Here is a 22,345-nt window from a genome sequence, read left to right on the forward strand (position 1 = left end):
CTTCTCCTTTGACGCTATCCCCAGGGAGGCTCCACCCCCTCGACCCGGTATTCCCGGCTGAGCGCGCGCGTGAGGCTGACGCAGCAGAACACGAGGATGATGGCCACCGGAAGGCCGGCGGTCAGCGACCCGGTCTGCAGGCTGTTCAGTGCGCGCTCGCCGCCGACGATCAGGAGCGTGGCGGCCACGGCGCCTTCGGTGATGCCCCAGATCACCCGCTGGCGTTTGGGCGAGTGTTTCGCGCCGCGCGAGATCAGCGCATCGATGACGTACGTGCCGGAGGCCGAAGAGGTGATGAAGTAGGTTGCGATCAGCAGCGTGGCCACCCCTGACGACAGTGTCGCCCAAGGCAGTTGGGCAAGGGTGGCGTACAGCGCCACGGTGGTGTCCTCGGCCACCGCGGAGGCGATGCCCGAGCCCTCCTCGAAGAGTTCCAGATACAGGGCGGTACCGCCGAATACGGCCATCCATGCGAAGACGAACAGGGTGGGCAGGGCGAGTACCCCGACGATGAACTCCCGGATGGTGCGCCCGCGCGAGATGCGGGCAATGAAAATGCCCACGAACGGCGACCAGGCGATCCACCACGCCCAGTAGAACATGGTCCAGTCCTTCTGCCAGCCCGAGCCTCCGATGGCGTCGGTGTGCAGACTCAGCTCGATCAACTGCTGCAGATAGGCGCCGGTGGAATCCAGGAGAAAACGCAGGATGAACAACGTCGGGCCCGCGAACAGGACAAACAGCATGAAGGTGACCGCGAGCACGAGGTTGAAGATGCTCACCCACTTGAGTCCGCGGTCAAGCCCCGAGAGCACCGAGAACACGGCGACGGCGGTGATCGCAGTGATGATGCCCACCTGGTACCAGTGCGATACCGGCATGTCGACAAGTACGTTGAGTCCGGTGTTCAGCTGCATCGCGCCGAAGCCGAGCGATGTGGCCAGCCCGAACAGGGTGCCGAATACGGCGAGGATGTCGATCACGTGGCCGATCGGTCCGTAAATGCGGTCCCCCAGTAGCGGGTAGAAGATCGAACGGATGGTCAGCGGCAGACGGTGCCGGAAGCTGAAATAGGCCACGGACAGGCCCAACACCACGTACACCGCCCAGGCGTGCAGTCCCCAATGGAAGAAGGTGTAGACCATCGCCTGGCGCGCGGCCTCGTGGGTGCCGCCCTCGGCATGAGGCGGGTTCTGATAGTGCAGGATCGGCTCTGCCACACTCCAGAACACCAGGCCGATTCCCATGCCGGCGCTGAACAGCATGGCGAACCAGGCCCCGTAGCCGAACTCCGGCCGGTCTTCCGGCTGGCCGAGACGGATTGCGCCGTAGCGGCTGAATCCGAGCCACACAAGGAACGCGACGAAAAGCGTGACCACCAGCAGGTAGCCCCAGCCGAGGTACTCGGTGATGAACCCGTGGATGCCGTCGAAAACCGCAGCGGCGGTCACGGGAAATGCGACACCGAAGGCGACAAACACCACTACCATGATCGCGGAGGCGGTGAATACGACGGGGTTCACCGTGGAGAAGAAGGCTTGCGGGCGGTACGGGGCGGGCATCGGTCACCTTGGCCTTGGTGTTTGCGGAGTGGATCCGGTCGCCGTGCGGCGGGATCAGTCCTGCGGTTCGGGAGGCGGGCGCTCCATCACGCCGACCAGGTCCGCCGTCTCCAGCACATGTCCCTGCGCGGCGTCGTCGAACCGGCTGCGGGTTGCGCCGGATTCGAGGTCCAGCTCCGTGTCCAGGGCCAGGAGGCGGAAACGGTAGTGGTGGCTCCCCTCCGGAGGGATCGGCCCCAGGTAGCCGATCTTGCCGAAGGCATCCATGCCCACCCGGCCAGCGCCGGGCAGATTCAGGGCGTCCACGCGGGAGGTGGTGGCGGGAAGGTTCCAGACCAGCCAGTGGGTGACCGGACCGAGTGGTGAATCCAGGTCCTCGAGGAGGATTGCCAGGCTGCGTGCCTCCGCGGGCACGTCGCGGATCTCCAGTGGCGGGAGTTCGTTTTCGCTCGGCGCGGAGGCCCTCCAGGGCATCGTACCGCCGTCCTCGAATGCTGGGCTGAGCAGCTGCATCGGTTCCTGCTCTGACTGAACGGATGACCGAACCATCGCCCGAGGATGGGGCGCGGGTCAACCTGGAGAGAAGGGGACACCCTGTCAGCTATGATTGGAGCGCGCCCAGGAAGGGGGCCAACCTGAGCGTCAATTCCGACTTTCCGGCCCGGGCGCGGGCGCTCAACATCAACCTTTCGCGGGCGTTCGAGGAGCGCCTCGCGGAGGTCGTTCGTCAAGCCGAACGTGAGCGCTGGGTAAAGGAGAACCAGGCCGCCATCGAGGACTACAACGCTCGCGTTGCGGAAAGCGGCAATTTCGGCGATACGGGGAAAGGGAAAGGGGAAGGGGAAGGAAAAGGGACGGAGTTCTACCCATAACCAAGTCCTATAGGATTGGTAAGAACAAAGTCATGGAATATTCACAGACGTCATATATATTCACAATTGTAATGCCATGATAAAAAACTAAAATTAGTCTAAATCTAAAACTCAATAAGAAATTCAAGTAACACTTAATATTGTTTGATACATAATAAAAACGATTTCGTCACGACTGTTAAGAGGCTGCGAGACCATGAAATCGCATAACGCACCGAAACGCGTGGATGAGATGGCGGATCCCGCCACTTTCGGTCACGACCGATTCAAGAAGTTGATGCATGTCATCCATGATCTCGGGGGTGAAAAGGGCGGGCCGATTTCTCTGGAAGAAAGAAAGTCCGAGCCGTGGGAACTTGGCACCTATGCAATCTGCGAGTGTCTCACTTGGCGTGGGGTCTGGACCAATGTGGAAAAGCTCCGCCGGGGCGCCGATCTCGGCGATAAGTACCTGGCGGTGCCTTACTCCGGGCGCTGGTTGCTCGCTGCTATGCGGGCACTGGTCGACAAGCAACACATCACACTAACCGAGCTGACTGAAAAAATCGAAGAGGTAAAGAAACGCCATGCGCAGAAGTCGCTTCTCTGAGATAAGTGACGAAGGATCGGGAAAGGCGACCGGTTCGCCGAAATTCAGTCATCTGCAGATCGCCGAGATCGCCGCGGGCGTCGGCGACCCACAGTGCTACCGAGGGATGGCTGGTACGCCGCCGCGGTTCAAGGTCAGTGATCGCTTACGCGTCAAGGACCAGCCTGATATTTTTTACAATCAGACTCCCGGTTACATACGAGGGATTATCGGAACAGTCACCGAGATAGCCTACGAAAGCCCCGCTCCGGAGGATGAAGCTTGGGGGCACATTGATAAAGTCGAATGGTTTTATGTTTTGTGTTTTCGTCATGGAGACATATGGGAGGACGATTCCCCCGACACGAACCCAAACGACACGATACAGGCCCAGGTTTCCGAACGCTGGCTTGAGCCGGCATAGATTCAGGCTAATCAACTTACGGATTTTGGAGTGTTTTATGGTTCGAAAAAGCGCCCGTATCCCCCTGGCCTACAGCTGCTCAGGATGTTCCAGCGCCGCCCAACTCACAAATACGCTGGTCTTGCGCCTTGCCCGGGATGGAGAAGCCCAGATGTCGTGCATCGCTGGGGTTGGCGCCGGCATACCGAAGTTCGTGCATCAGGCCACCTCAGGCCAACCGATCCTCGTTCTCGACGGGTGCCCATTGGCCTGTGCCCGTAATTGCTTGAAGCGCCATGGTGTTGAGCCGGATCGCTATGTGCAACTGCAGGAGTACGGGGTAAAGAAGCGTTACGGCCAGGAGGCGTCGGATGAAGATGTGGGGCGCTTGTATCCGAGGATTGTGGAACTGGCACGTGAGCTTCGTTCCCAATATGAACAAGTGTATGGCACGGCGCTGGTCCGATGACAAGATCCACGTCCGAGAACAAAGATCCACAGCCCCCGCGAGAATGTTCGAAGTTCGGTGGCGTTCGCAATCGTCCGCAGGAGAGATACATATAAGCCTGACGCAGGGGAGGAAAGGATTGCGCAACGGGGTTTTCATAACGTACATGGCGAAACACAAAGAGGGAAAAGAATCCGATGAGCTCCACTACCGCAGGACATGAATCTCTCTTCAACGACGACGGGGAAACCGCTGGCCGTCCGTTGAGAATGAAGGGTCATCAATTCCTCGCGGAGGTGGTGCGTCGATCGGGCGCGAAGGCCGTGTTTTTTGTGCCGACATTCCTGTATCCAACGCTTGTGGAGTGGGCTGATGTTCCGATTAAGCGCGTCTTGTGTCATTCGGAAAAGGCCGCAGGCTATATGGCCGACGGCTATGCGCAGGCGTCGGGTATTCCAACCATCGTGATTGCACAGGGTGGGCCTGGGGCATCGAACCTGTACGCAGGCCTCGTAGATGCCTGGCAAAGCCACACTCCGGTGCTCGCAGTGACCCCGGTTCTTCCAAGTTCACGTTACCATGGCAACGCCTATCAGGAGGCCTATGTCGATTTCCGGACGGTGACCAAGTACGACGCAGAGGTGCGGACAATCGAGAGGATGGCCGAGTTCCTGGGAAAGGCTTACAGGGAGATGACCACGGGGGCACCGCGGCCGGTCCATCTGTACCTGGACGGCGCGCTGGAAGCGGAGGAGTCGGAGTTCGATTTTCGGTACCTGGATCAGCGGTACTTTTCCTATCCGGCGTTTCGTCCGCGCGCAGACGATGATCTAGTGGAGCGTGCAATCCAGGAGCTTCGCCATGCGGAGCGCCCCGTGATGGTTTGCGGTCGTGGCACGGTGGTTTCCGGCGCTTGGGCGGAGGTGACGGCATTGGCGGAGCAGTTGGATATACCGGTCACCACGACCTTGGGCGGCAAGGGCAGCATTGACGATCGACACCCCTTGGCACTGGGGGTGACCGGCTCCTACCGACGGCCCTCGACCGATCAGGTGATTCTCGACGCAGACCTGGTGCTCCATGTGGGTACTCATTTCGGCGGGGCGACGACGAACATGAGGCAGATGCCCAAGCCGGGGGTGCGAGCCATCCACATTGACATCAATCCTGCACAGCCCGGGGCCAATTATCCCAATGTGTTGCCACTTGTAGGTGATGCGCGAACGGTCTTGGGGCAGATGTTGGACGCCGTGCGGTCAGGGGGGCGGGGAAGGCACGGTGTATGGGTGAAAACGGCGCAGAAACGGTTGACCGAGTGGCGGGAAAGCCAACGTGACAACATGTATGGGGATGCTATTCCGATTCGGCCGGAGCGATTGGCGGTTGAGCTTGTCAAAGCGTGTCCGGAAGACACGCTCTACGTCACGGGCACGGGCTATGCGGGGACATGGGCCGGTGTATTCATGGATCTTCCGGCAGGGAAAAGCTGCCTTCACTGCGAGGGGAGCCTGGGTTGGGCATTTCCGGCGGCTATAGGTGCCAAGGCTGCAGTGCCCGATCGGCCGGTCCTCGCGTTCGAGAGTGATGGCGGGTTCTTTTATCATCTCACTGAACTTGAGACGGCTGTTCGAAACGGTATCAACCTGGTTACGGTAGTGTTGAATAACCAGGCCATGGCTTTGCAGACGCATCTGCTTCAGGCCTGCTGGCCGGGTTATCGTGACTTGGACAAATTATCGAAGTTCGGGAAAACGAATTTCGCCAACATCGCGCGGGAGATGGGAACCTGGGGTATCCGTGTGACGGACCCGAGGGACATTGGAGAAGCGGTGAGGAATGCGATCGATGCGGACAGGCCGGCGGTGGTGGATGTGGTAATCGATCAGGCCGCAGTCGCGCCCATGGCTTTCATGGCGGGGCAGGGGAGCCGCGCGACTGCATTGCCGGTACCGAAAAACAAGAAACGTTACGAGTAACATGCCCGACGATGCTCTCCGCCGTTTCGTCAGTTCCCATTTCCACTCCCGTTTCCCTTGGCAGTGGTTCGCCGCTTCCCATCTTCATATAAAGAGTGCTTCTCTGAGAGGGCACAAGGTTTCGATCGTCGACTGGAGGGGTGCTCATCCCTGTGAGCGGCCCAGTCCAATGCAAGCGCCGTGAAGGCTCGACACGCCGGACTCTTATATCCATTTTTGCGGCAGATGATGGTGATCGCCTTAGGAGGCAATTGCGGAGAGATCCGAATCCCGCAAATCCCATACTGCGTGCGTACAATGGACCGAGGAAGCACGCTGGCCAACTGGCCGGATTGGACCATTTTTATGATCACACTGAGAGAATCCGTTTCCATTGCGATACGCGGCAGAATGTCGAGATCATGGCAATACAGATCTATGTGCCGTCTCAGTTCAAAATTTGTATTGAGCAGTATCAACGCTTCTTGTGAGAATTCCCGAACGCTCACCCCCTGTCGTTGTTTGGCGCGAGGATGATCATGAGAAATCGCGAGGAAAAGGTCTTCTTTGAAAAGCATTTCGGTCTTGACGTTGCTCGATGCCGGCTGGGTCGACAGCGGCACGCTGAATACGATACCGACGTCGATATCGTCCTCTGCCACGGCCGCCTCAACGTCGTCCTGAGGCATTTCAAAAGTGCTTAGCGTAATGCCTGGATAGAGATTGTTGTAGCTAATTAGTAAGGAGCAAGTCAGGTAATCTGTAATTGGGGTCCATCCAAGGCGAAGTAAACCACGGCTTAGATCCTGCACATCAGAGATGGCCCGGGTTCCCGCGTCCAGTTCTCCCCAGGCGCGACGGGCATGGCCCAAATAGATTTCCCCGGCATCAGTCAGTCGTATGTTGCGCGCGGATCTGTTCACCAGCAGCGTCCCCAAAGACGCTTCAAGCTGCTTTATTTGTTGTGACAAGGTCGGCTGGGAAACATGCAAGGCCTCGGCCGCCCGCGTGTAGCTTCCGTATTCCGCGATGGCCAGCAGGTATTGGAGGCAACGTGGGAAAATAACTCGTCGATCCATAGACCACCCCTATGGGCTCAGAGGTACCGAAGCTACAAACCGATGATAGAGAACTTTTTCAATGAAAGAGTTCTTACACTTATCATTGCAGTGAATCACATAATAAGAACGTAAATATTGATAAAAATCATTTTATGTACAAGTTTCGTAATTGCCTGGCAGGCGGGGTCTCCGGCAGTTGAGGACGCCGCCTTTTTTCCACGTTGGTGTCGGCCTTGGGGACGACGGATGGAACCTTCTTCCGGCCGAGCGCCTCGCGCAGCGCCTGCATAGGGGTCAAGTCTAGTAATATGCAGTAATATGAGAGGAAAAATGATCTTCATCATTCTCACATTCCCGCGTCCCCACATCTCGCGATCATCCCCCGAATCCGTTGAACAGTCCGTTCAACGCCGGGTGTATGTCTGCGACCACGAGCTTTCCTGGATGTGGATCCTGCGCGAGGCCTTGCGCTCCGAGTGGGTGGACCAGTCGCCAACGGTACATGCGGAGGATGCACAGGCAACACGGACGATCCGCCTTTGCCACTATCCGGGCGTCGAGAGATAATGAAAGCCTGTCGCGACAGGGGGGCGCGATAACGGCATGATCGGTCCGCGACGGCCGCATTTGCCGAGCCGGCGGGACAGGTGTGAACGCGGCGGTGACCAGCCCCTCAACAGCCCGATCATAAAGGAACGCCATGCGTCGTCGCCCCCACCTGTTTGCCGAACTGGCACCGGCTGATGCCGCGGTGCTCACGAGCCATGGGAGTGTGCGCAGCTATCCCGCCAACACCGTGCTGATCACCGAGGGTGATCAGGTGGGCTCGCTTTACGTCCTGCTGGAAGGCCGGGTCAAGGTGTTTGCCAGCGATGATGCAGGGAGGGAGGTGATTCTCAGCATTCTCGGGCCCGGTGAGTACTTCGGTGAGCTGTCACTGGTGGATGAGGCCCCCCGGTCGGCCTCGGTAATGAGCCTCGCCCCCGTCAAGCTCATGGCGATTACTCAGTCGCAGGTCAGGCAATGCCTGAGCGAGAACACCGAACTGGCCTTCAATCTGATCCGTGCCCTGACCCGGGAGGTCCGCGTCCTGACCGACAACATCAAGACCTTCGCCCTGATGGACGTGTACGGGCGCGTGACCCAGACACTGATCGATCTTGCGGTCGAGAAGGATGGAAAGCTAGTTATCGAGCCACGACTCACTCACCAGGATATCGCCAACATGGTGGGGGCGTCGCGTGAGATGGTCAGCCGGATTCTCAAGGAACTGGTGACCGGAAACTACGTCAGTGTCGATAAGCACAGCATGACCATAAACGAGAAACTCCCCGCCGCCTGGTGAGCCGGCGTGGCCCAGGGCCGTTCTGCCGGTATAGGCTGTGCGCGAGTTCGGCCGGCTCCGACGTGCGGTGGGGTCGGAACGGCGGAGCAGCCACCCGTTCGCGGATCAGGCTTCGGGAAGTGGTGTGCGGCGCCACCCATGTCGCGGATGGCGCCGCACCCACGCTCACTTCCTCCTCGAGACTCTGGCCTTCGCAATGCGCCGCTCGTGGTCATCCTCCTGTGCCTGTGTCGCAAAGAGTCCCTTGGAAGAAACGGCGCCGTTGATGCAGGGCTCCAGTTCGTTCGGATGAGGGTTGTTCGCCGCCGAGGCCATAAACGGGATCGCCATCAGGCTCGTCGCGATTGCCAGTGTGAAGATGGACTTTCTCATGTCGGATTCTCCTTGCAGAAGGCAGTTTGAGGTACTCGGTTGTGGCCGTCGTCTATCGGGTTCCGCCCTCGTATTCCGGGAACTCCTCAAGGCGTTGCCGATGAATCCGGGGCCATGGTTCGTGCTCACCTTCTGGCCGGTTCCTGTCTCGTGACGCGAACCGCGTGACCCCTTGGATTCAAAGGCTACGCATGCCCGCCTTCCGGCGCGGTGAAGTAATCACCGCGCCGGTGTGAAATATTCACATCCGCCGCTGTCAACAGGGGGTCAGGTCTAGTAATGTATAGTTGGAGGGAAGGGGGAACGGTCCGCGTTAACCCGGCAATCGGGCATGAACTCATCACCCCGATTGGCCGTTCTGCCACTGATGGACCTGCAAACCGTCCCGGGCATTTCTCGGTCCGTTATCGTCGCTGTCATCTCCCACGCGTATCTCACCCCATCGCGCTTTTCACGCCGTCGCGGGCCTTCCGTATGCGGCCGCGCAAGAGAATCTGACCTGGGTCAACTGTACCGCATCTTGGGCTGTCGAAGGGAACCGGGGTCGATATCCTGTGACTAATCAATTGCAGCTTTGAAACCCTCTTGTGCAGTTTAAATTCGGAGTAAACAAGTCATGGAAAAACCCAAAGCAGGTATCGTTGGTGCGGGGATCTCCGGCGCCAGTTGCGCGGGTGCACTCTCCGCCGCGGGCTGGGATGTGGATGTGTTCGACAAGGGGCATGGTGCTGGCGGCAGGCTGGCTAGCCGGTGCCTCGAATCCGGCTGGGCGACGCTGGGCGCACCCTTCATCTCGGCCTGGAATACGCCGTTTCGCGAGCAGGCGGAGGAATGGGTGAAGAAGGGCTGGGTGGCGCCGCTGAAGGGTGACATCCTGCAGGGCCGTGCCGACACGGGATGGACGCAAGCGCGGCTGAAGGGCCACTATCTGCCCAAGATCGAAACCTCGGAACTGGTCCGCCACGTGATGGGGCAGGCGAAGCTGCACCTTGAGTCGCACGTGATCGCGGTGCAGCCGCAGACCCTCGTTTTCCAGGACGGCTCCATGGCGGACGGTTACGACCAGGTGATCTGTGCCGTGCCCGGCCCGCAGGCCATTTCCCTGCTGGATGCCCTGTCGCCGCTTCGCGAGCGGCTGGCCGGTGTGCGCTATCGCCCGGTCTGGGCGTTTCTGATGCGCTGTGAGGGCGGGCCTGACGCGGACATCATCAAGTTCGATGACAATCTGCTGGACATGGCGGTCCGCCAGACCACCGCGGACCCGGACCTTTGGCTGGTGCACAGCAGCTACGAGTTCGCCGAGAGCCATGTCGAGGCCTCCGAGATCGAAGCCAGGACGCGCGCAGCGGCGGCCCTGATGGATCTGCTGGGGTTATCCCGGCCGGTCGAGGTCGAAGCCTCGCACATGTGGCTGTATGCGCGCTCCGAGAACCCGGTCGGCGGTCACTGGCTGCGCGACGATGAAAACCGGGTGATCCTGATCGGCGACGGCATTTCCGGGGCCGGCGTCGAGCGTGCCTGGGAAAGCGGCGTGCAGCTGGCGCAGGCGATCCTGGAGTCGAAGGTCTAGGCGTGATCTCTCGATAGGTTGTTCATTCGGGGGGGGACTGGTGCACCGCAGGGATACCCTGTAGGAGCCCGGTCCTCCGGGCGAAGGGGGTTTGGCTTGGGTGGGTAATCGCCCCGGAGGACCGGGCTCCTACGCGTGCCTTGATCCCTCTGTAGGAGCCCGATCCTCTGGGCGAATGGTCCACTGGTATCGGGCCGGGAGGCCACAACCATCCGCGATCCCTGGCGCAATATGCGGGTCAGCGTTGCCTTCTCCGTTTCGGCTGCACCCCTATTCGAGCGTGGCCGCGATGCGCCGGATCTCTTCCGGCGTCCGCTCGCCCGCCAGCGGGGTGCCCGGCATCAGGTGTCTGCCCGATTCGAGCCCACCGATCAGGACGGGCTCGTAGCCGATGTCGCGGATCAGCGGGGAAACGATCTCGACGGCTTCGAGGTCATCGCCGGCAATGGGCATGCCGAAGCGCCCGGGCCGTTCGTGGGCGGCACCCATCCGCATATAACCGACCGCGTTGAATGCGCGCACGATGCGCGCGCCCGGCAGCAGTTCCGCCGAGGCCAGTCCGGCGCCCTTTGCCCGGGCCCAGGTCGCGATCTCACCGTCACGGGAAACGAACGGGTTGCAGGTATCGATGACGACCCTGCCATCGAGCAGGTCCTCCAGTGCCTGACCCACGTCGGGAAGCGCGTGGTAGGGCACGGAGATCATCAGCACCTCTCCGAAGGCGGCTGCCTCGCGCGGCGTTCCGGCCCGCGCGCCTCTTCCGAGCCTGGCGGCCAATGCCCTGTCGTTCTCGACATGGCGGGAGGAGAACATCACCTCGTGTCCGGCGCCCACCCACACTGCGCCGAGCGTGCCGCCAACCCTGCCGGAACCGACGATCCCGATCCGTTTTCTGCCGGAGACCGCGGCTGCGGCACCCGGCGGGCGGGCCAGGGATTGGGAGGCCAGAACCACCGCGGTGGCTCCGACAGTCCGCAGAAATCGGCGGCGATCCTTTCTCATGCTTCGACGCCTGGGGGAAACCACCGGAAAGTATAGTGCCTGTGTTGGCCATCGACGCCGCCGGGCCATGGCCCGCATCCCTGCCTTCTCCGGTTACGATGATTGTGTCGGGGGGTGCCCGTGAACGGGCAGGGGCAGAGCCCATCGCCTGTCTGAAGTGCCGCTGGCCGTACTGCTGGAAGAACCCGATCGACCCGGTTGACCGGGTCTGGACTTGAACGGTTGCCGGTGCCGGATGATCGGTGCCGATGCCGGGCGTCCTGGTTTTCCGCCCGCATCTGCTTCAGCATCTGTCAGAAAGCCGTATTGACCGTTGATAACGGGCCTTCGCGGTCCGTTCCGGATATTCCGAGGGGAGTGTGGTGATGCAAGTGTTCTTCAATCACGGGTGGCGGGTGGCCGGTCTGCTTTTTCTGTACCTGTCGGGTGTCGCGGCCTCGGAGAGTGCTCCGGTCGATACGCCTTACGGTGCGGTCGGTGTGCCTGTCGAGCTGCACAAGCTTCCGGATGCACCGGTCTACTACATCATAGGGCTGTCGGGTGTTCCGGACGCCGTCAACGAGGGGCATACCTCGAACGCGGGATTCGTGGTCACGGAGGACGGTGTCGTGGTGTTCGATGCGCTCGGCACGCCGGCCCTGGGTTACCGGATGCTTCAGCACATCCGCGAAGTGACGGACCGCCCTGTCCGGTACGTGGTCGTCAGCCACTATCATGCGGATCACATCTACGGACTGCAGGCCTTCAAGGAGCATGGGGGCGCACCGAAGGTTCTGGCACAGCGCGGCGCCCTCGGATATGTGGGCGGCACGGCCGCCAGTCAGGGCGAGGATGCCGAGCGACGGCTTGCCCAGCGGCGCGAGGCCCTCTTTCCATGGGTCGATGAGCACACCTATATCGTCGCACCCGACCAAGTGTTCGACAGGGAGATGTCCTTCGAACTGGGCGGCGTAAGGTTTGATCTCAGGCATCTGGGTCCGGCGCACGCGCCCGCGGATGCCGTCATGCTGGTCGAGGATTACCAGGTCCTGTTCAGCGGGGACGTGATCTATGGAGGCCGCATCCCGTTTCTGGACAGTCCGGAGACGGACATCGATCAGTGGCTGGACGGGCTGGATTACGTGGCCGGTCTGCGCGAGCGGATCAGATACATCATTCCCGGTCATGGCACGATATCCGAGGATGCCCGGAAGGCGGTCGCGGCGACCCGGGACTACATCGTGTACGTGCTGGATGCCATGGCCGCGGCGGTCAACGACATGGTTCCCTTCGACGAGGCCTATGAGAACACGGACTGGTCCCGCTACGAGGACATGCCGGCCTTTGATGCCAGCAACCGCGGCAATGCCTACCGGATCTACCTGGAGACGGAGGCGCGGTCGTTCCAATAGTGTCCCGGGCCGACGACAGGATGATGTGGACCGGACCCGCCCGCGCGGCTAGTCTTTAACCATGGACCAGTGGCTTTCGGTGATTCGTGCGGCCAAGTTCGCCGGGGTGACCCGGGGCGAGCTGCAGGCGCGCATCAAGTCCGGGGACCTGCCGAGCTTCGACGGCATGGTGAAGGTGGAGGACCTGCTGGGCCTCTACCCGGCCACCCGCCTGGAGGACGAGCGCACGCTCGAACGCCTGGACCGGATCAAGGACGCGGCCCTGGGCAAGGACATCGCGCGCCGCAGCCTGCCGGAACCCGAGGTGCTGGCGCGGCGGCTGGCGGCGCTGGGGCACAGGTACACGCGGGTCCAGCAGCAGGCCGAGCATTACGCGGGCGTATTGGAGGCGCTGGAACACCACCTGCGGGAGGTGGAACGGACCTGCGGCGAGTCCGAGCGCCCTGTCGTGCGTGACATCAAGCTCCGGATGCAGAGCATGCTTCGCCAGAAGCGCACGGACGAGGGACAGACCGGCGCGTTGGCCGAGGGCGTGAGCTGGCTGAGCGTGATGGCGCCGCAGGTGCGGCTCGTGCCGAGCAACCACGAGTTTCTGGTGGAGGGCGCAGACACCATCCTGCAGGCGGCCCTGCGGGCCGGGCTTTCCATCCGTTACGGATGCAGCGACGGCAACTGCGGGCAATGCAGGGCCCGCATCGTGTCCGGCGAGGTGCGCGAGGTGCAACCCCACGGCTATGCGCTCACCGATGCCGAGAAGGCGCAGGGCCTTGCACTGATGTGCGCGGTCTCACCGGTCACGGATCTGGTCGTGGAGATGGACGTGGCCCGCACGCCGGCGCAGATCCCCCGGCAGTCGATGCAGGCCGAGGTCCGGTCCATCGAGGACCCGGCGCCCCATGTGCGGGTGCTCCGGGTGCGCACCCCGGGGACGCACCGGCTGCGCTTTCTGGGCGGGCAGTATGTGCGATTGTCCTTTGACGACGGGCGTGTTCAGGGCGCGGCGGCGCTGGCCAACTGCCCCTGTGACGACCGGAATCTGGTTTTCCACCTGGCGGAGAACCGCGACGATCCGTTGACCACCCGTTGTTTCGAAGGTCTGAGCCGGGGCGACCCCGTCGGGGTGGAAGGCCCCTTCGGCGGCTTTGTGATGGGGGACGAGATCGATCGCCCCCTTGTGTTTCTCGCCTGCGACACGGGCTTCGCGCCGATCAAGAGCCTGATTGAACACGTGATCGCGCTGGATGTGGCGGACAGGATGGACCTGATCTGGGTGGCCAGCGGCAGTGCCGGTCATTACGAGGACAACCTGTGCCGCTCCTGGGATGATGCGCTGGACGATTTCCATTACCGGCCCATGCGGGTGGGCGTGGCCGGAGACCCGGCGGCCTGGCCCACCGCCGTCGCGCGGAGTCTTGCGCACCTGGACGACCCCGGGATGCGCGACTACTACATCGCCGGCCCCAGTCACTTCATCCGGGTTGCCACCGACGTGCTGACCGGTCTGGGCGTCCCCGAGGAGCATCGCCGGGTTCAGGCCATCCCGCCGTCCGACTGAACCTCGGCACACGGCAACCGGAGGATGGATGAACACATTGCTGCGGGCGGGAAGTACCCGGCCTCTCCGGCGTTCGGACAAGGATGACCGGTGACCCGATCTGCTGCCCGTCCCCGGCGTTGGGCACTCAGGTCGATGACAGGCGCGTTTCCTCCCGCGCACCGCTGTCATAGACGGTAAGCTCCCAGGTGCTGCGCACCTCGTCGTGACGCAGCAGGTAGATGCCGCCGTCTTCGCAGCGCAGCTTGAAGTAACGGTGATCCGGCGCCGGCCAGCGGTCCACGATCTCCGACACCGCGATCCAGCGCCTGCCGATGCACAGGCGCCAGGGTTCGTACTCGCCCCCGTAGCCGACATGACACTCAACGCCGATCCTCAGACCCGCATCGCCCATGGTCCCGGTCCCTATGCGGTCACATGACTTAAGCGTAGCAGAGGATCCGGTCAGGGAAGCAGGTGCCCGTCATCCGCGGCGCCCGGGTTGTGAGGGTACGGATCTCATGGCCGGCTCATTTCCGCCATGAAACGCTCCAGAATGTCCTCCAGCGCGGTCCGGCAGGCAGCGAGGTTTTCGGTGAGCCAGAGGGCCGACAGGCAGTGCTCGATGTCTTCCGGGGATACGATTGCCCCGTCCTCGGGGATGACGGCGTTTTCGTGGATCAGCAGCGCGGGTGGGGCGATCCCGCCGCCCGATGCGCTGTCCGTATAACGCAGATCCAGTTTCAGGTCGAAGTGTGCCGCAATGGCTTGTGCGTAGCGGGTATAAAGGTTGCAGCGGCCACCCGCGGGCGACTTCGAGACGACAGTGACAGTCATGCCATTCCTCCCAGGATCACGTTGTTGAACAGGATGTAGGTGGCCACCAGCAGCAGGAAGACCGCGAATGCCCGTTTGAGGCCGTCCGGGGAGAACCGCCCCGCCATCTGTGTGCCGATGAAACTGCCGGCCACGGTGACGGCGATGAAGGACGCCATCAGCGACCAGTCGATGAACACTGCGCCCAGATATCCCGCGAAACCCGCATATGACTTGGCGGCGACGATGGCCAGCGAGGTGCCCACGGCGGTGCGCATGGGGATGCCGGAAAGCAGTACCAGCGCCGGCACGATCAGGAATCCGCCACCCACCCCGACCAGACCGGTCAGGACGCCGACGCCGAGGCCGTGCAAGGCGATGTGTCCCATGCAGGGCGAGAAGAATTCCTGGCAGCCGTTGAGGGCCGCCGCATCACCGCCCGCCGGCACCAGGCTGCCGGCAACGGCCGGCTTGACGGCCACCGGCCGAAGCATGCGCCAGGCGGCGGCATACATCACCAGCGCAAACAGTCCGAGCTGGATGATGACCGGCGTCACCACGCCGAGGCGCGCACCGGCATAGGTGCCCACGACCCCGAACAGGCCGAACACCGTGGCGACCCGCACATCGACCCGGCCACGGCGCCAGTGGTCGGCCGCGGTAATGGTGGCGGTGACCGCCACCACGCCCAGACTCATGGCGATGGCTGATTTGGGGTCGACCTGCAACAGGTAAAGCAGCGCGGGCAGGGCGATGATGGAGCCGCCGCTGCCGAAAAGGCCAAGCACCATGCCGGTTGCGAGCCCGGCCGCGATGGCGGAGAGTTCCATGGCGTATCCTCCCGTATGAAGGTGGGGCCGTGCCCTATCACGTTCAAACAATCTAACGATTATTGGTATATTAGATCAAGATGAGCGAAAGGCAAGTAAAAGATGTGCTCTATGCCCAGGTGGCCCGGATCGGCAAGGCCGTCTGCAGCCCCAAGCGGCTTGAACTGATCGACCTGCTGGCCCAGGGTGAGAAGTCGGTGGAACAGCTCGCCTCCGAGGCCGGGATCTCCCAGAAGCTGGCCAGCGCGCATCTCAGGGAACTGCGTCTGGCCAACCTGGTGGAGGCGCGCAGGGAGGGGAAGAATGTCTACTACCGTCTTTCCGGAAAGACGGTGGCCGATTTCTGGGTGGCCCTGCGTTCGCTGGCCGAGGATCGCCTGCTTGAACTGCGGGCCGCTCTCTCCAAGCTGTCCGAGAGCATCCATGAGCTGACCCCCATGAGCCGCGAGGAGATCCTGGAGCTGGCCAGACGCGGCGAGGTCGTGGTCCTGGACGTGCGGCCGGAGACGGAGTTCGCCGCCGGGCATCTGCCCTATGCCCATTCCATGCCGCTCTCGCAGGTGCAGAAGCGCCTGGCCGAGCTGCCCCGCGACAGGCCGGTGGTGGCCTATTGCCGGGGACCGTTCTGCCTGATGGCGAAGGAGGCCGCGGAACTGCTCAACAAGGAAGGGTTCAGGGCGCTCAGACTGGAAGACGGCGTGGCCGAATGGCGGGCACGGGGGCTCCCGGTGGAGACGGGAGAATGACGCCTGCCCGGGTCGGCAAGCCACTGGTCGGATGGAAAGGCCGTCCGGATCCTGCCTTGTCTCATGAGCACAAGGCCACCTTGAGATGGCCTGACTCACCGGCACCGGCGGCAATCAGGAGAGCGCGGACTCCGGACATTCCGTCATCAGCGCTGATGATCCCGAGGCGCCCACTGAACCGCCATGGTTACACCGGCCCCGGGGTGTCCGAGGTCCGGAGATCATCACCGAGGAGGCCCGCCCCATGATCACCCCTTTCCATCTCGCATTTCCCGTTCACGATCTCGATGCGGCGCGCGCCTTCTACGGCAGTGTGCTTGGTTGCCGCGAGGGACGCAGTGCCGAAACCTGGATCGATTTCGACCTCTACGGCCACCAGATCGTGGCCCACCTTGCCGGTCAGCCGTCACGGACGGCGGTCGAAAGCGAGGTGGACGGGCAGCGGGTGCCGGTACCGCACTTTGGAGTGATCCTGACCATGGACCAGTGGCAGGCGCTGGCCGAACGGCTGCGCCGCGCCGGTATCCGGTTCGTCATCGAGCCGTATGTCCGCTTCCAGGGTGAGCCCGGCGAGCAGGCGACGATGTTCGTCCTTGATCCGAGCGGCAATGCACTGGAGTTCAAGGCGTTCGCGGAGTTCGGGCAGATCTTTGCCGCGTAATGGACCGGGTATGCATCGCCGCCGCGCCATTGCCCGCGTATGCACAGGTTGACCGCGCGATCTGATATCTTTTCCTGAAGCCGACTTTCAACCGATCCACATACGATTCCGACGAGGAACCAGCATGACCGACTTGAAGATGAGGATGTCAGTGGCCGTTTTCGCCATCGCCATGGCGATGCCGGGTCTGGCAGGCGCACAATTGCCGGATGCCGAGCGTCTGGTGCGTGCGGCCCAGAGCGTGGACCTGGACCGGGCGCACGAGATCCACATGGATTCGTGTTTCCGCTGTCACGGCGCCGAGGGACTGAGCACCAACCCGGATACACCGCGCCTGGCCGGCCAGCATTTCCAGTACATTGCCAGGCAGTTGGCCGACTTCCAGTCGGGCCGCCGTGCCAGTGAGGTCATGCAGCCGCAGGCCAAGGATCTGACCGAGAACGAGATGCTGGCACTGGGCGTGTTCTTCAACGTCAAGCCTTCACCCGCCCAGCGGGTGCGGGATGCGGAACTGGCCGCGGTGGGCCGCTTCCTCTATCACCGAGGCAACCAGTATTCGGGTGTGCCCAACTGCGCGGGCTGCCACGGCGAGCGGGGTATGGGGACCGACGACCTGCCGCGTCTTGCAAGCCAGAGTACGCGTTATACGGAGACCCAGCTGGAACTGTTCAGCAAGCGTCCCCGGACTGAAGACAACGAGGTCATGCACGAGGTCGCATCCATGCTCACGGAACTGGAGATCAAGGCGCTGGCGGCATACATCAGCTCGATGGATTGATCGGGGCGCCGTTGCGCGTGTCCCGAAAGTGAACGATCCTGCGGGGGCGGACGGATCCGCCGCGGCGACCGCCGCCCCCGCGCACGGGCGCCGGTTGCCGATTGGGTCATTCATGGCCGGGTCGGGGCACGTCAACCCGTTGTTCAGAGCGGGAAAACATGCGTCATCATACCTTGGATACAGGCGCGGGGTGCAGCGGCCCGCCCGCCATCCGCAGGTTTCCCGCGCCAGCGCGATGACAGCCGTCAGGCGGCCGATCGTTGCCAGGTCGGCCGTTCAGCCCCGCCGTGGGATGGGGCGTTGCTCGATGTCGCGGCTGGAACCCGCGATCCAGATGAAGATGCCCATGAGCACCGGAAGGGTCAGGTCGTACCAGAGCGGTTCCCGGAGCCCCACCAGCAGTTCAAACCAGCCCAGTTGTCCCCGCGCCACGGCGGTTGTGGGGGCCAGCAGCTGGTGATAGCCCGCATCGGCCAGCCCGAATGCGACCACGATCGCGATCAGGCCGAGCACGGCGCCGATGGAACCGGCCACCCGGTGCGCAATCCAGCCGCCGATGCTGGCGGCCGTCAGGCAGACCACCATCGCGATCCCGATCCAGAGCGTGTTGAACTCCAGGCTGTTGCCCGCCAGGGCGTGCTCGGGCCCCAGCAGCAGAAACAACGGCACCAGGCACAGAAGCGCGATCCCTGAAATCACGGCCACACCGGCCGTCATACCCAGCAGCAAACGCATTGCAGGCATCCTCCGAAAGCACGGCGACGGGCCGAACCGGCTTGTCCGAAGGCGCCCGGACAGGCGTTCATTAGAGCGCAAACCGGGTCGTCGGTTCCCGCGCCGCCCCGGTGGTCCGTACGGGCTGTGCGCATCCGGCGGCGATGGCGGTTCGGTCCCCGGTTACCGCCATGCACCCGCGCATTTGTGAGATGGACATGATTTTCCTAAGATTGACGGCACCCCCATGTCACATACCGCACCCCCGCGTGATAAGGAGGAGCGAAGGTATGAGGAAAGGGAAGACGGCGCAGTTGAGCATCCCCCAGGCGGCCGGGCGGACCGCCGGTGGCGGCAGCAGCCGGTCGCTGGACCACTGGCTGGTACGCAGGATGCTGGCGTGGATGCATGAGCCCCCGGTGGTGGTCCGGCTCTGGGACGGGACGGAGATCAGGCCCTCGACCCCCGCGCCCGAGGCGACCATGGAGATCAGGGACCGGGGGGCCCTGCTGACGCTGCTGCTCAACCCTGACCTGAACTTCGGCGATCTCTACAGCGCCGGGCGCATCGAGATCCACGGGGATCTGACGCGTTTCCTGGTCGAGATATACCGCCGGTTGGACGCGCGCGGGACCGCGCCTGTGCTGCGCGCCGCCCGGGCCTGGATCAACCGGCCGCGCCGCAACAACCTCTCCGGATCGCAGGATAACGTCCATCACCATTACGACATCGGCAACGCATTCTATCGCCTGTGGCTGGACGGGGAGCACATGCAGTACACCTGCGCCTATTACCCGGATGCATCCCTGACCCTGGAGCAGGCGCAGGCGGCCAAGATGGATCACGTATGCCGCAAGCTGCGGCTTCGGCCCGGCGACACCGTGGTGGAGGCCGGCTGCGGCTGGGGCGGTCTGGCGCGCTTCATGGCGCGCCATTACGGGGCCAGGGTGCGCGCCTTCAACATCTCCCGGGAGCAGGTGGCGTTCGCGCGTGACCGGGCCGCGCGGGAGGGGCTCGCAGACCGGGTCGAGTATGTGCAGGACGACTACCGCAACATCGAAGGGCACTACGACGTGTTCGTCTCCGTCGGGATGCTGGAACACGTGGGTACGCCTCAGTACCGGGAACTGGGAGAGGTGATCCGGCGCAGCCTCAGGCGCGACGGGCGGGGCCTGATTCACACCATAGGCCGCAACCGGCCCAAGCCCCTGAACGCCTGGATCGAGAGGCGTATCTTTCCGGGCGCCTATCCGCCCACCCTGCGCCAGATGATGGACATCTTCGAGAACACGCCGTTCTCCGTCCTGGACGTGGAGAACCTGCGACTGCATTACGCGCGCACCCTGCGCCACTGGCGGGAGCGCTTTGAGCAGCACCGTGAACGGGTGGGCGAGATGTTCGACGAGCAGTTCGTGCGCGCATGGCGCCTGTACCTGCACGGGTCGGAGGCGGCCTTCAGCGCGGGTGAGCTGCAGCTGTTCCAGGTGGTGTTCGCGCACCATGACAACAACGATATCCCGGGTTCACGCGCCCATCTCTATGACGGGCGCATGCTGCCATGACCGGCCCGCGCGATTGCGACGTGATCATCGTCGGCGGGGGGCCGGCGGGGTCCACCCTGGCCTGGCGGCTCGTCCAGGCGGGGCTCGACGTGGTGGTGATCGACAAGAAGGCCTTTCCCCGCGACAAGGTATGTGCGGGCTGGGTGACGCCGGCGGTCGTCGATGCACTCGAGCTCGATCTGGATGCGTATCGACGCGGGCGGGTGCTGCAGGAGATCCGCGCCTTTCGCATCAGCATGCTGGACGGACCTGAGGTGCGGACCCGTCACGATGCGGTGGTGAGCTACGGGATCCGCCGTTGCGAGTTCGATCATTATCTCCTGGAACGTTCCGGCGCCGCGCTTGAACCGGGCGAGACCGTCAGGGATCTGGAACGCAAGGGGGGGCGCTGGGTGGTCAATGACCGCCTGCGGGCCCCGCTGCTGGTGGGGGCCGGCGGACATTTCTGCCCCGTCGCGCGCCGCCTCGGGGCCGATCTGGGCGGCAGCGAGCGGGTGGTTGCGGCGCAGGAGGTGGAGTTCCCCATGGATGAGCGCCAGCGCGCGGCATGTGCGATCCGGGGTGATACCCCGGAGCTGTTCTTCTGCCGTGACCTGCGGGGCTACGCCTGGGTGTTCCGCAAGGGCGATTTCCTGAACATCGGCCTGGGCCGCGAGGACAATCACCGCCTGGCCGAACATGTGGCGGCCTTCGTGGAGTTCCTCCACGCCCGGGGCAGGATACCCGCCGATCTGCCGGGTCGCTTCAAGGGACACGCCTACCTGCTGCACACGCACGCGGGGCGCGAGGTCCTGGGCGAGGGCGCCCTGCTGATCGGTGACGCGGCCGGTCTGGCCTATCCCCAGAGCGGCGAGGGCATCCGCCCGGCCGTGGAGTCGGCCCTGCTGGCCGCGGATACGATTCTCGAGGCAGGGGGCGACTACGGCCCGGGGCGTCTTGATGCCTATGCGCGGCGGCTGCAGGAGCGCTTCGGGCGCCGTGCCGACGGGCGCCCCGCGAACCTGCTGATGCCGCCCGGCATCAGGACCTGGATCGGAGAGCAACTGCTGGGTACGCACTGGTTCGCCCGGCGGGTGGTGGTGGACCGCTGGTTTCTGCATCAGCATGAACCGCCCCTGGCGGCGGTCCGGACCGGCTGAGCCGCGGGACCGCGTGTGGCCGGTCCTCAGGGGGATGCCCGGGGCGCCTCCCTACCTCGCTGTGCTGTCAGTCTCGGGACTGCCCCGCTGGCGCGCGTCGTTCCCACATGGGCATCCGGCCCAGCTCCCCGTATCCGAGCCGGGCGTACACACTTGCCCCGGAGGGGCTCGCCTGGAGCGAGGTGGATGTCATGCCGCGTGCCCGCGCCTGCCGCAGTGCCGCGGCCATCAACCGGGTCGCCAGTCCGCGACCCTGGTAATCCGGCAGCGTCGCGACCGCCGTGATGCTGCAATCCCCTTCGGCGGTGTCACAGGTGAGCAGGGCGCTGACAGGCCTGTCGTCGATCCGCGCCAGATATCCCCGCCAGCGCCTGTTCGGCCAGCGGTCGAATACCGCTGCGAACGCGGGCGGCGGAAAGCCGAAGGCGGCGTCATTGATGACGCCCAGCGTTCGCAGATCATCGGTCTCTTCCCAGTCGAGGTCACCGGCGGCGGGCAGCCGGAGATCAGGGATGTGCGCCGCCATGGCCACCGGATCGTAGTCGAACACGTGGGCCCTTGACGCAAGGAACGCCGGTGTCGACGTGTCGCCCGGTCGCACCCATACCGTCCAGGCCCGGACGCCCGCGGCATCGTAGGCCGCGGCAATGGTGTCGTAATGCGTCCGGAGGGCATCGGGGGATTCGTACGCCACCCCGTTGAAAAGCGAACGGTCGGGGGCGGCCGGATTGATTCCGGCGACGATACCCGGCAGCGTCAGCACGCGGCCGTGAATGGAACAGCACGCCAGGAACGCGCATTCGTCCACCACGCTTGCATGTACCCGCTCCAACAGAGTGTTCTGCTTCATCGCCTCTCGTCACGCGTGCACCGGTCCCGGCACTGTCACGCGCCATGATCGGGCAACTCCTGCGGCGTTGGCAACGACGTGAGCAGTTCGGAACCGGATCCCGTGCGGGGGCTTCGCCGACCCCACCCTGCGTTGGGAAAACGTGTTCCTTGCCCGGTTTGGCGGG

At 63.4% G+C, this 22,345-nt stretch carries 25 protein-coding genes; 15 read left to right on the top strand and 10 right to left on the bottom strand.

All coding sequences use genetic code 11. The annotated features are described in order from the left end of the window. Positions 1 to 14: 14 nt before the first annotated feature. Both THITHI_RS0114550 and THITHI_RS0114555 read right to left on the bottom strand, forming a co-directional pair. A complete protein-coding gene (locus THITHI_RS0114550; protein ID WP_018233838.1) occupies positions 15 to 1,562 on the bottom strand; it encodes a BCCT family transporter in 1,548 nt (515 codons plus the stop codon). A gap of 54 nt (positions 1,563 to 1,616) precedes the next feature. Next, positions 1,617 to 2,075 (bottom strand): YbhB/YbcL family Raf kinase inhibitor-like protein, encoded by a 459-nt coding sequence (locus THITHI_RS0114555; RefSeq protein WP_018233839.1) that lies wholly within the window; start codon positions 2,073 to 2,075, stop codon positions 1,617 to 1,619. Positions 2,076 to 2,098: 23 nt separating this feature from the next. On the opposite strand from THITHI_RS0114555, the gene THITHI_RS19190 reads away from it, so the two are divergent. From THITHI_RS19190 to THITHI_RS19200, 5 genes are all read left to right on the top strand, one after another. Further along, positions 2,099 to 2,434, top strand: a complete 336-nt coding sequence (locus tag THITHI_RS19190; RefSeq protein ID WP_018233840.1) for a type II toxin-antitoxin system CcdA family antitoxin — start codon at positions 2,099 to 2,101, stop codon at positions 2,432 to 2,434. A 196-nt stretch (positions 2,435 to 2,630) separates the two neighbouring features. After that, entirely contained in the window at positions 2,631 to 3,023 is a 393-nt protein-coding gene (locus THITHI_RS21120; RefSeq protein WP_083908745.1) for an SH3-like domain-containing protein, read from the top strand. Then, positions 3,001 to 3,426 (top strand): SH3-like domain-containing protein, encoded by a 426-nt coding sequence (locus THITHI_RS21125; protein ID WP_051079951.1) that lies wholly within the window; start codon positions 3,001 to 3,003, stop codon positions 3,424 to 3,426. The genes THITHI_RS21120 and THITHI_RS21125 overlap by 23 nt, the downstream gene beginning before the upstream one ends. A gap of 37 nt (positions 3,427 to 3,463) precedes the next feature. Continuing rightward, positions 3,464 to 3,874 (top strand): putative zinc-binding protein, encoded by a 411-nt coding sequence (locus THITHI_RS0114570; RefSeq protein ID WP_026186377.1) that lies wholly within the window; start codon positions 3,464 to 3,466, stop codon positions 3,872 to 3,874. A 176-nt stretch (positions 3,875 to 4,050) separates the two neighbouring features. Then, complete coding sequence (locus tag THITHI_RS19200) at positions 4,051 to 5,829, top strand: thiamine pyrophosphate-binding protein (RefSeq protein ID WP_018233842.1); 1,779 nt, start codon at positions 4,051 to 4,053, stop codon at positions 5,827 to 5,829. A 29-nt stretch (positions 5,830 to 5,858) separates the two neighbouring features. Here the strand turns inward: THITHI_RS19200 and cynR are convergent, their stop codons facing one another. After that, positions 5,859 to 6,887, bottom strand: coding sequence for a transcriptional regulator CynR (cynR, locus tag THITHI_RS20335; RefSeq protein WP_083908746.1), 1,029 nt, complete (start codon positions 6,885 to 6,887; stop codon positions 5,859 to 5,861). Positions 6,888 to 7,199: 312 nt separating this feature from the next. Between cynR and THITHI_RS0114585 the strand changes: the two genes are divergently transcribed. Further along, positions 7,200 to 7,436, top strand: a complete 237-nt coding sequence (locus tag THITHI_RS0114585) for a hypothetical protein (protein WP_018233844.1) — start codon at positions 7,200 to 7,202, stop codon at positions 7,434 to 7,436. Between the two features lie 133 nt (positions 7,437 to 7,569). Then, positions 7,570 to 8,214, top strand: a complete 645-nt coding sequence (locus THITHI_RS0114590; protein WP_018233845.1) for a Crp/Fnr family transcriptional regulator — start codon at positions 7,570 to 7,572, stop codon at positions 8,212 to 8,214. Between the two features lie 165 nt (positions 8,215 to 8,379). Here the strand turns inward: THITHI_RS0114590 and THITHI_RS0114595 are convergent, their stop codons facing one another. After that, positions 8,380 to 8,586, bottom strand: coding sequence for a hypothetical protein (locus tag THITHI_RS0114595; protein WP_018233846.1), 207 nt, complete (start codon positions 8,584 to 8,586; stop codon positions 8,380 to 8,382). 616 nt (positions 8,587 to 9,202) lie between these two features. Here THITHI_RS0114595 and THITHI_RS0114600 point away from each other — a divergent pair. Next, a complete protein-coding gene (locus THITHI_RS0114600) occupies positions 9,203 to 10,156 on the top strand; it encodes an NAD(P)/FAD-dependent oxidoreductase (protein WP_018233847.1) in 954 nt (317 codons plus the stop codon). A 270-nt stretch (positions 10,157 to 10,426) separates the two neighbouring features. Here THITHI_RS0114600 and THITHI_RS0114605 read toward each other — a convergent pair whose 3' ends face one another. Beyond that, the gene (locus THITHI_RS0114605; protein ID WP_018233848.1) at positions 10,427 to 11,158 is read right to left on the bottom strand and encodes an NADPH-dependent F420 reductase; all 732 of its coding nucleotides are present in this window, start codon (positions 11,156 to 11,158) and stop codon (positions 10,427 to 10,429) included. Between the two features lie 365 nt (positions 11,159 to 11,523). On the opposite strand from THITHI_RS0114605, the gene THITHI_RS0114610 reads away from it, so the two are divergent. Both THITHI_RS0114610 and THITHI_RS19210 read left to right on the top strand, forming a co-directional pair. Then, the gene (locus THITHI_RS0114610) at positions 11,524 to 12,549 is read left to right on the top strand and encodes an MBL fold metallo-hydrolase (RefSeq protein ID WP_018233849.1); all 1,026 of its coding nucleotides are present in this window, start codon (positions 11,524 to 11,526) and stop codon (positions 12,547 to 12,549) included. Positions 12,550 to 12,610: 61 nt separating this feature from the next. After that, positions 12,611 to 14,104: a 2Fe-2S iron-sulfur cluster-binding protein gene (locus THITHI_RS19210; protein ID WP_018233850.1), complete on the top strand. Its 1,494-nt coding sequence runs from the start codon at positions 12,611 to 12,613 to the stop codon at positions 14,102 to 14,104. A gap of 127 nt (positions 14,105 to 14,231) precedes the next feature. On the opposite strand, the gene THITHI_RS0114620 is transcribed toward THITHI_RS19210, so the two are convergent. From THITHI_RS0114620 to THITHI_RS0114630, 3 genes are all read right to left on the bottom strand, one after another. Beyond that, positions 14,232 to 14,498 carry a hypothetical protein gene (locus THITHI_RS0114620; protein WP_018233851.1) on the bottom strand — a complete coding sequence of 89 codons (267 nt, stop codon included), beginning with the start codon at positions 14,496 to 14,498 and terminating at the stop codon, positions 14,232 to 14,234. A 104-nt stretch (positions 14,499 to 14,602) separates the two neighbouring features. Beyond that, positions 14,603 to 14,920, bottom strand: coding sequence for a hypothetical protein (locus THITHI_RS0114625; protein WP_018233852.1), 318 nt, complete (start codon positions 14,918 to 14,920; stop codon positions 14,603 to 14,605). Continuing rightward, complete coding sequence (locus THITHI_RS0114630) at positions 14,917 to 15,729, bottom strand: sulfite exporter TauE/SafE family protein (RefSeq protein ID WP_018233853.1); 813 nt, start codon at positions 15,727 to 15,729, stop codon at positions 14,917 to 14,919. Before THITHI_RS0114630 ends, THITHI_RS0114625 begins: the two co-directional genes overlap by 4 nt. A gap of 80 nt (positions 15,730 to 15,809) precedes the next feature. On the opposite strand from THITHI_RS0114630, the gene THITHI_RS0114635 reads away from it, so the two are divergent. The 3 genes from THITHI_RS0114635 to THITHI_RS0114645 all read left to right on the top strand — a co-directional run bounded on the left by THITHI_RS0114635 (position 15,810) and on the right by THITHI_RS0114645 (position 17,914). Then, complete coding sequence (locus tag THITHI_RS0114635; RefSeq protein WP_026186379.1) at positions 15,810 to 16,475, top strand: ArsR/SmtB family transcription factor; 666 nt, start codon at positions 15,810 to 15,812, stop codon at positions 16,473 to 16,475. A gap of 244 nt (positions 16,476 to 16,719) precedes the next feature. Then, positions 16,720 to 17,136: a VOC family protein gene (locus tag THITHI_RS0114640; protein ID WP_018233855.1), complete on the top strand. Its 417-nt coding sequence runs from the start codon at positions 16,720 to 16,722 to the stop codon at positions 17,134 to 17,136. 124 nt (positions 17,137 to 17,260) lie between these two features. Next, positions 17,261 to 17,914: a c-type cytochrome gene (locus THITHI_RS0114645; protein ID WP_018233856.1), complete on the top strand. Its 654-nt coding sequence runs from the start codon at positions 17,261 to 17,263 to the stop codon at positions 17,912 to 17,914. A gap of 276 nt (positions 17,915 to 18,190) precedes the next feature. On the opposite strand, the gene THITHI_RS0114650 is transcribed toward THITHI_RS0114645, so the two are convergent. After that, complete coding sequence (locus THITHI_RS0114650; RefSeq protein ID WP_018233857.1) at positions 18,191 to 18,649, bottom strand: hypothetical protein; 459 nt, start codon at positions 18,647 to 18,649, stop codon at positions 18,191 to 18,193. A gap of 269 nt (positions 18,650 to 18,918) precedes the next feature. Here THITHI_RS0114650 and THITHI_RS0114655 point away from each other — a divergent pair, with 269 nt between their 5' ends. Further along, on the top strand, positions 18,919 to 20,190 hold the full coding sequence (locus tag THITHI_RS0114655; RefSeq protein WP_018233858.1) for an SAM-dependent methyltransferase: 1,272 nt from the start codon (positions 18,919 to 18,921) through the stop codon (positions 20,188 to 20,190). Beyond that, complete coding sequence (locus THITHI_RS0114660; RefSeq protein ID WP_018233859.1) at positions 20,187 to 21,329, top strand: NAD(P)/FAD-dependent oxidoreductase; 1,143 nt, start codon at positions 20,187 to 20,189, stop codon at positions 21,327 to 21,329. The genes THITHI_RS0114655 and THITHI_RS0114660 overlap by 4 nt, the downstream gene beginning before the upstream one ends. Before the next feature lie 67 nt (positions 21,330 to 21,396). Here THITHI_RS0114660 and THITHI_RS19880 read toward each other — a convergent pair whose 3' ends face one another. Beyond that, positions 21,397 to 22,179, bottom strand: a complete 783-nt coding sequence (locus THITHI_RS19880; RefSeq protein ID WP_018233860.1) for a GNAT family N-acetyltransferase — start codon at positions 22,177 to 22,179, stop codon at positions 21,397 to 21,399. Positions 22,180 to 22,345 lie beyond the last annotated feature (166 nt).

The sequence above is a fragment of the Thioalkalivibrio thiocyanodenitrificans ARhD 1 genome (assembly GCF_000378965.1).
Lineage (GTDB): Bacteria > Pseudomonadota > Gammaproteobacteria > Ectothiorhodospirales > Ectothiorhodospiraceae > Thioalkalivibrio_A > Thioalkalivibrio_A thiocyanodenitrificans.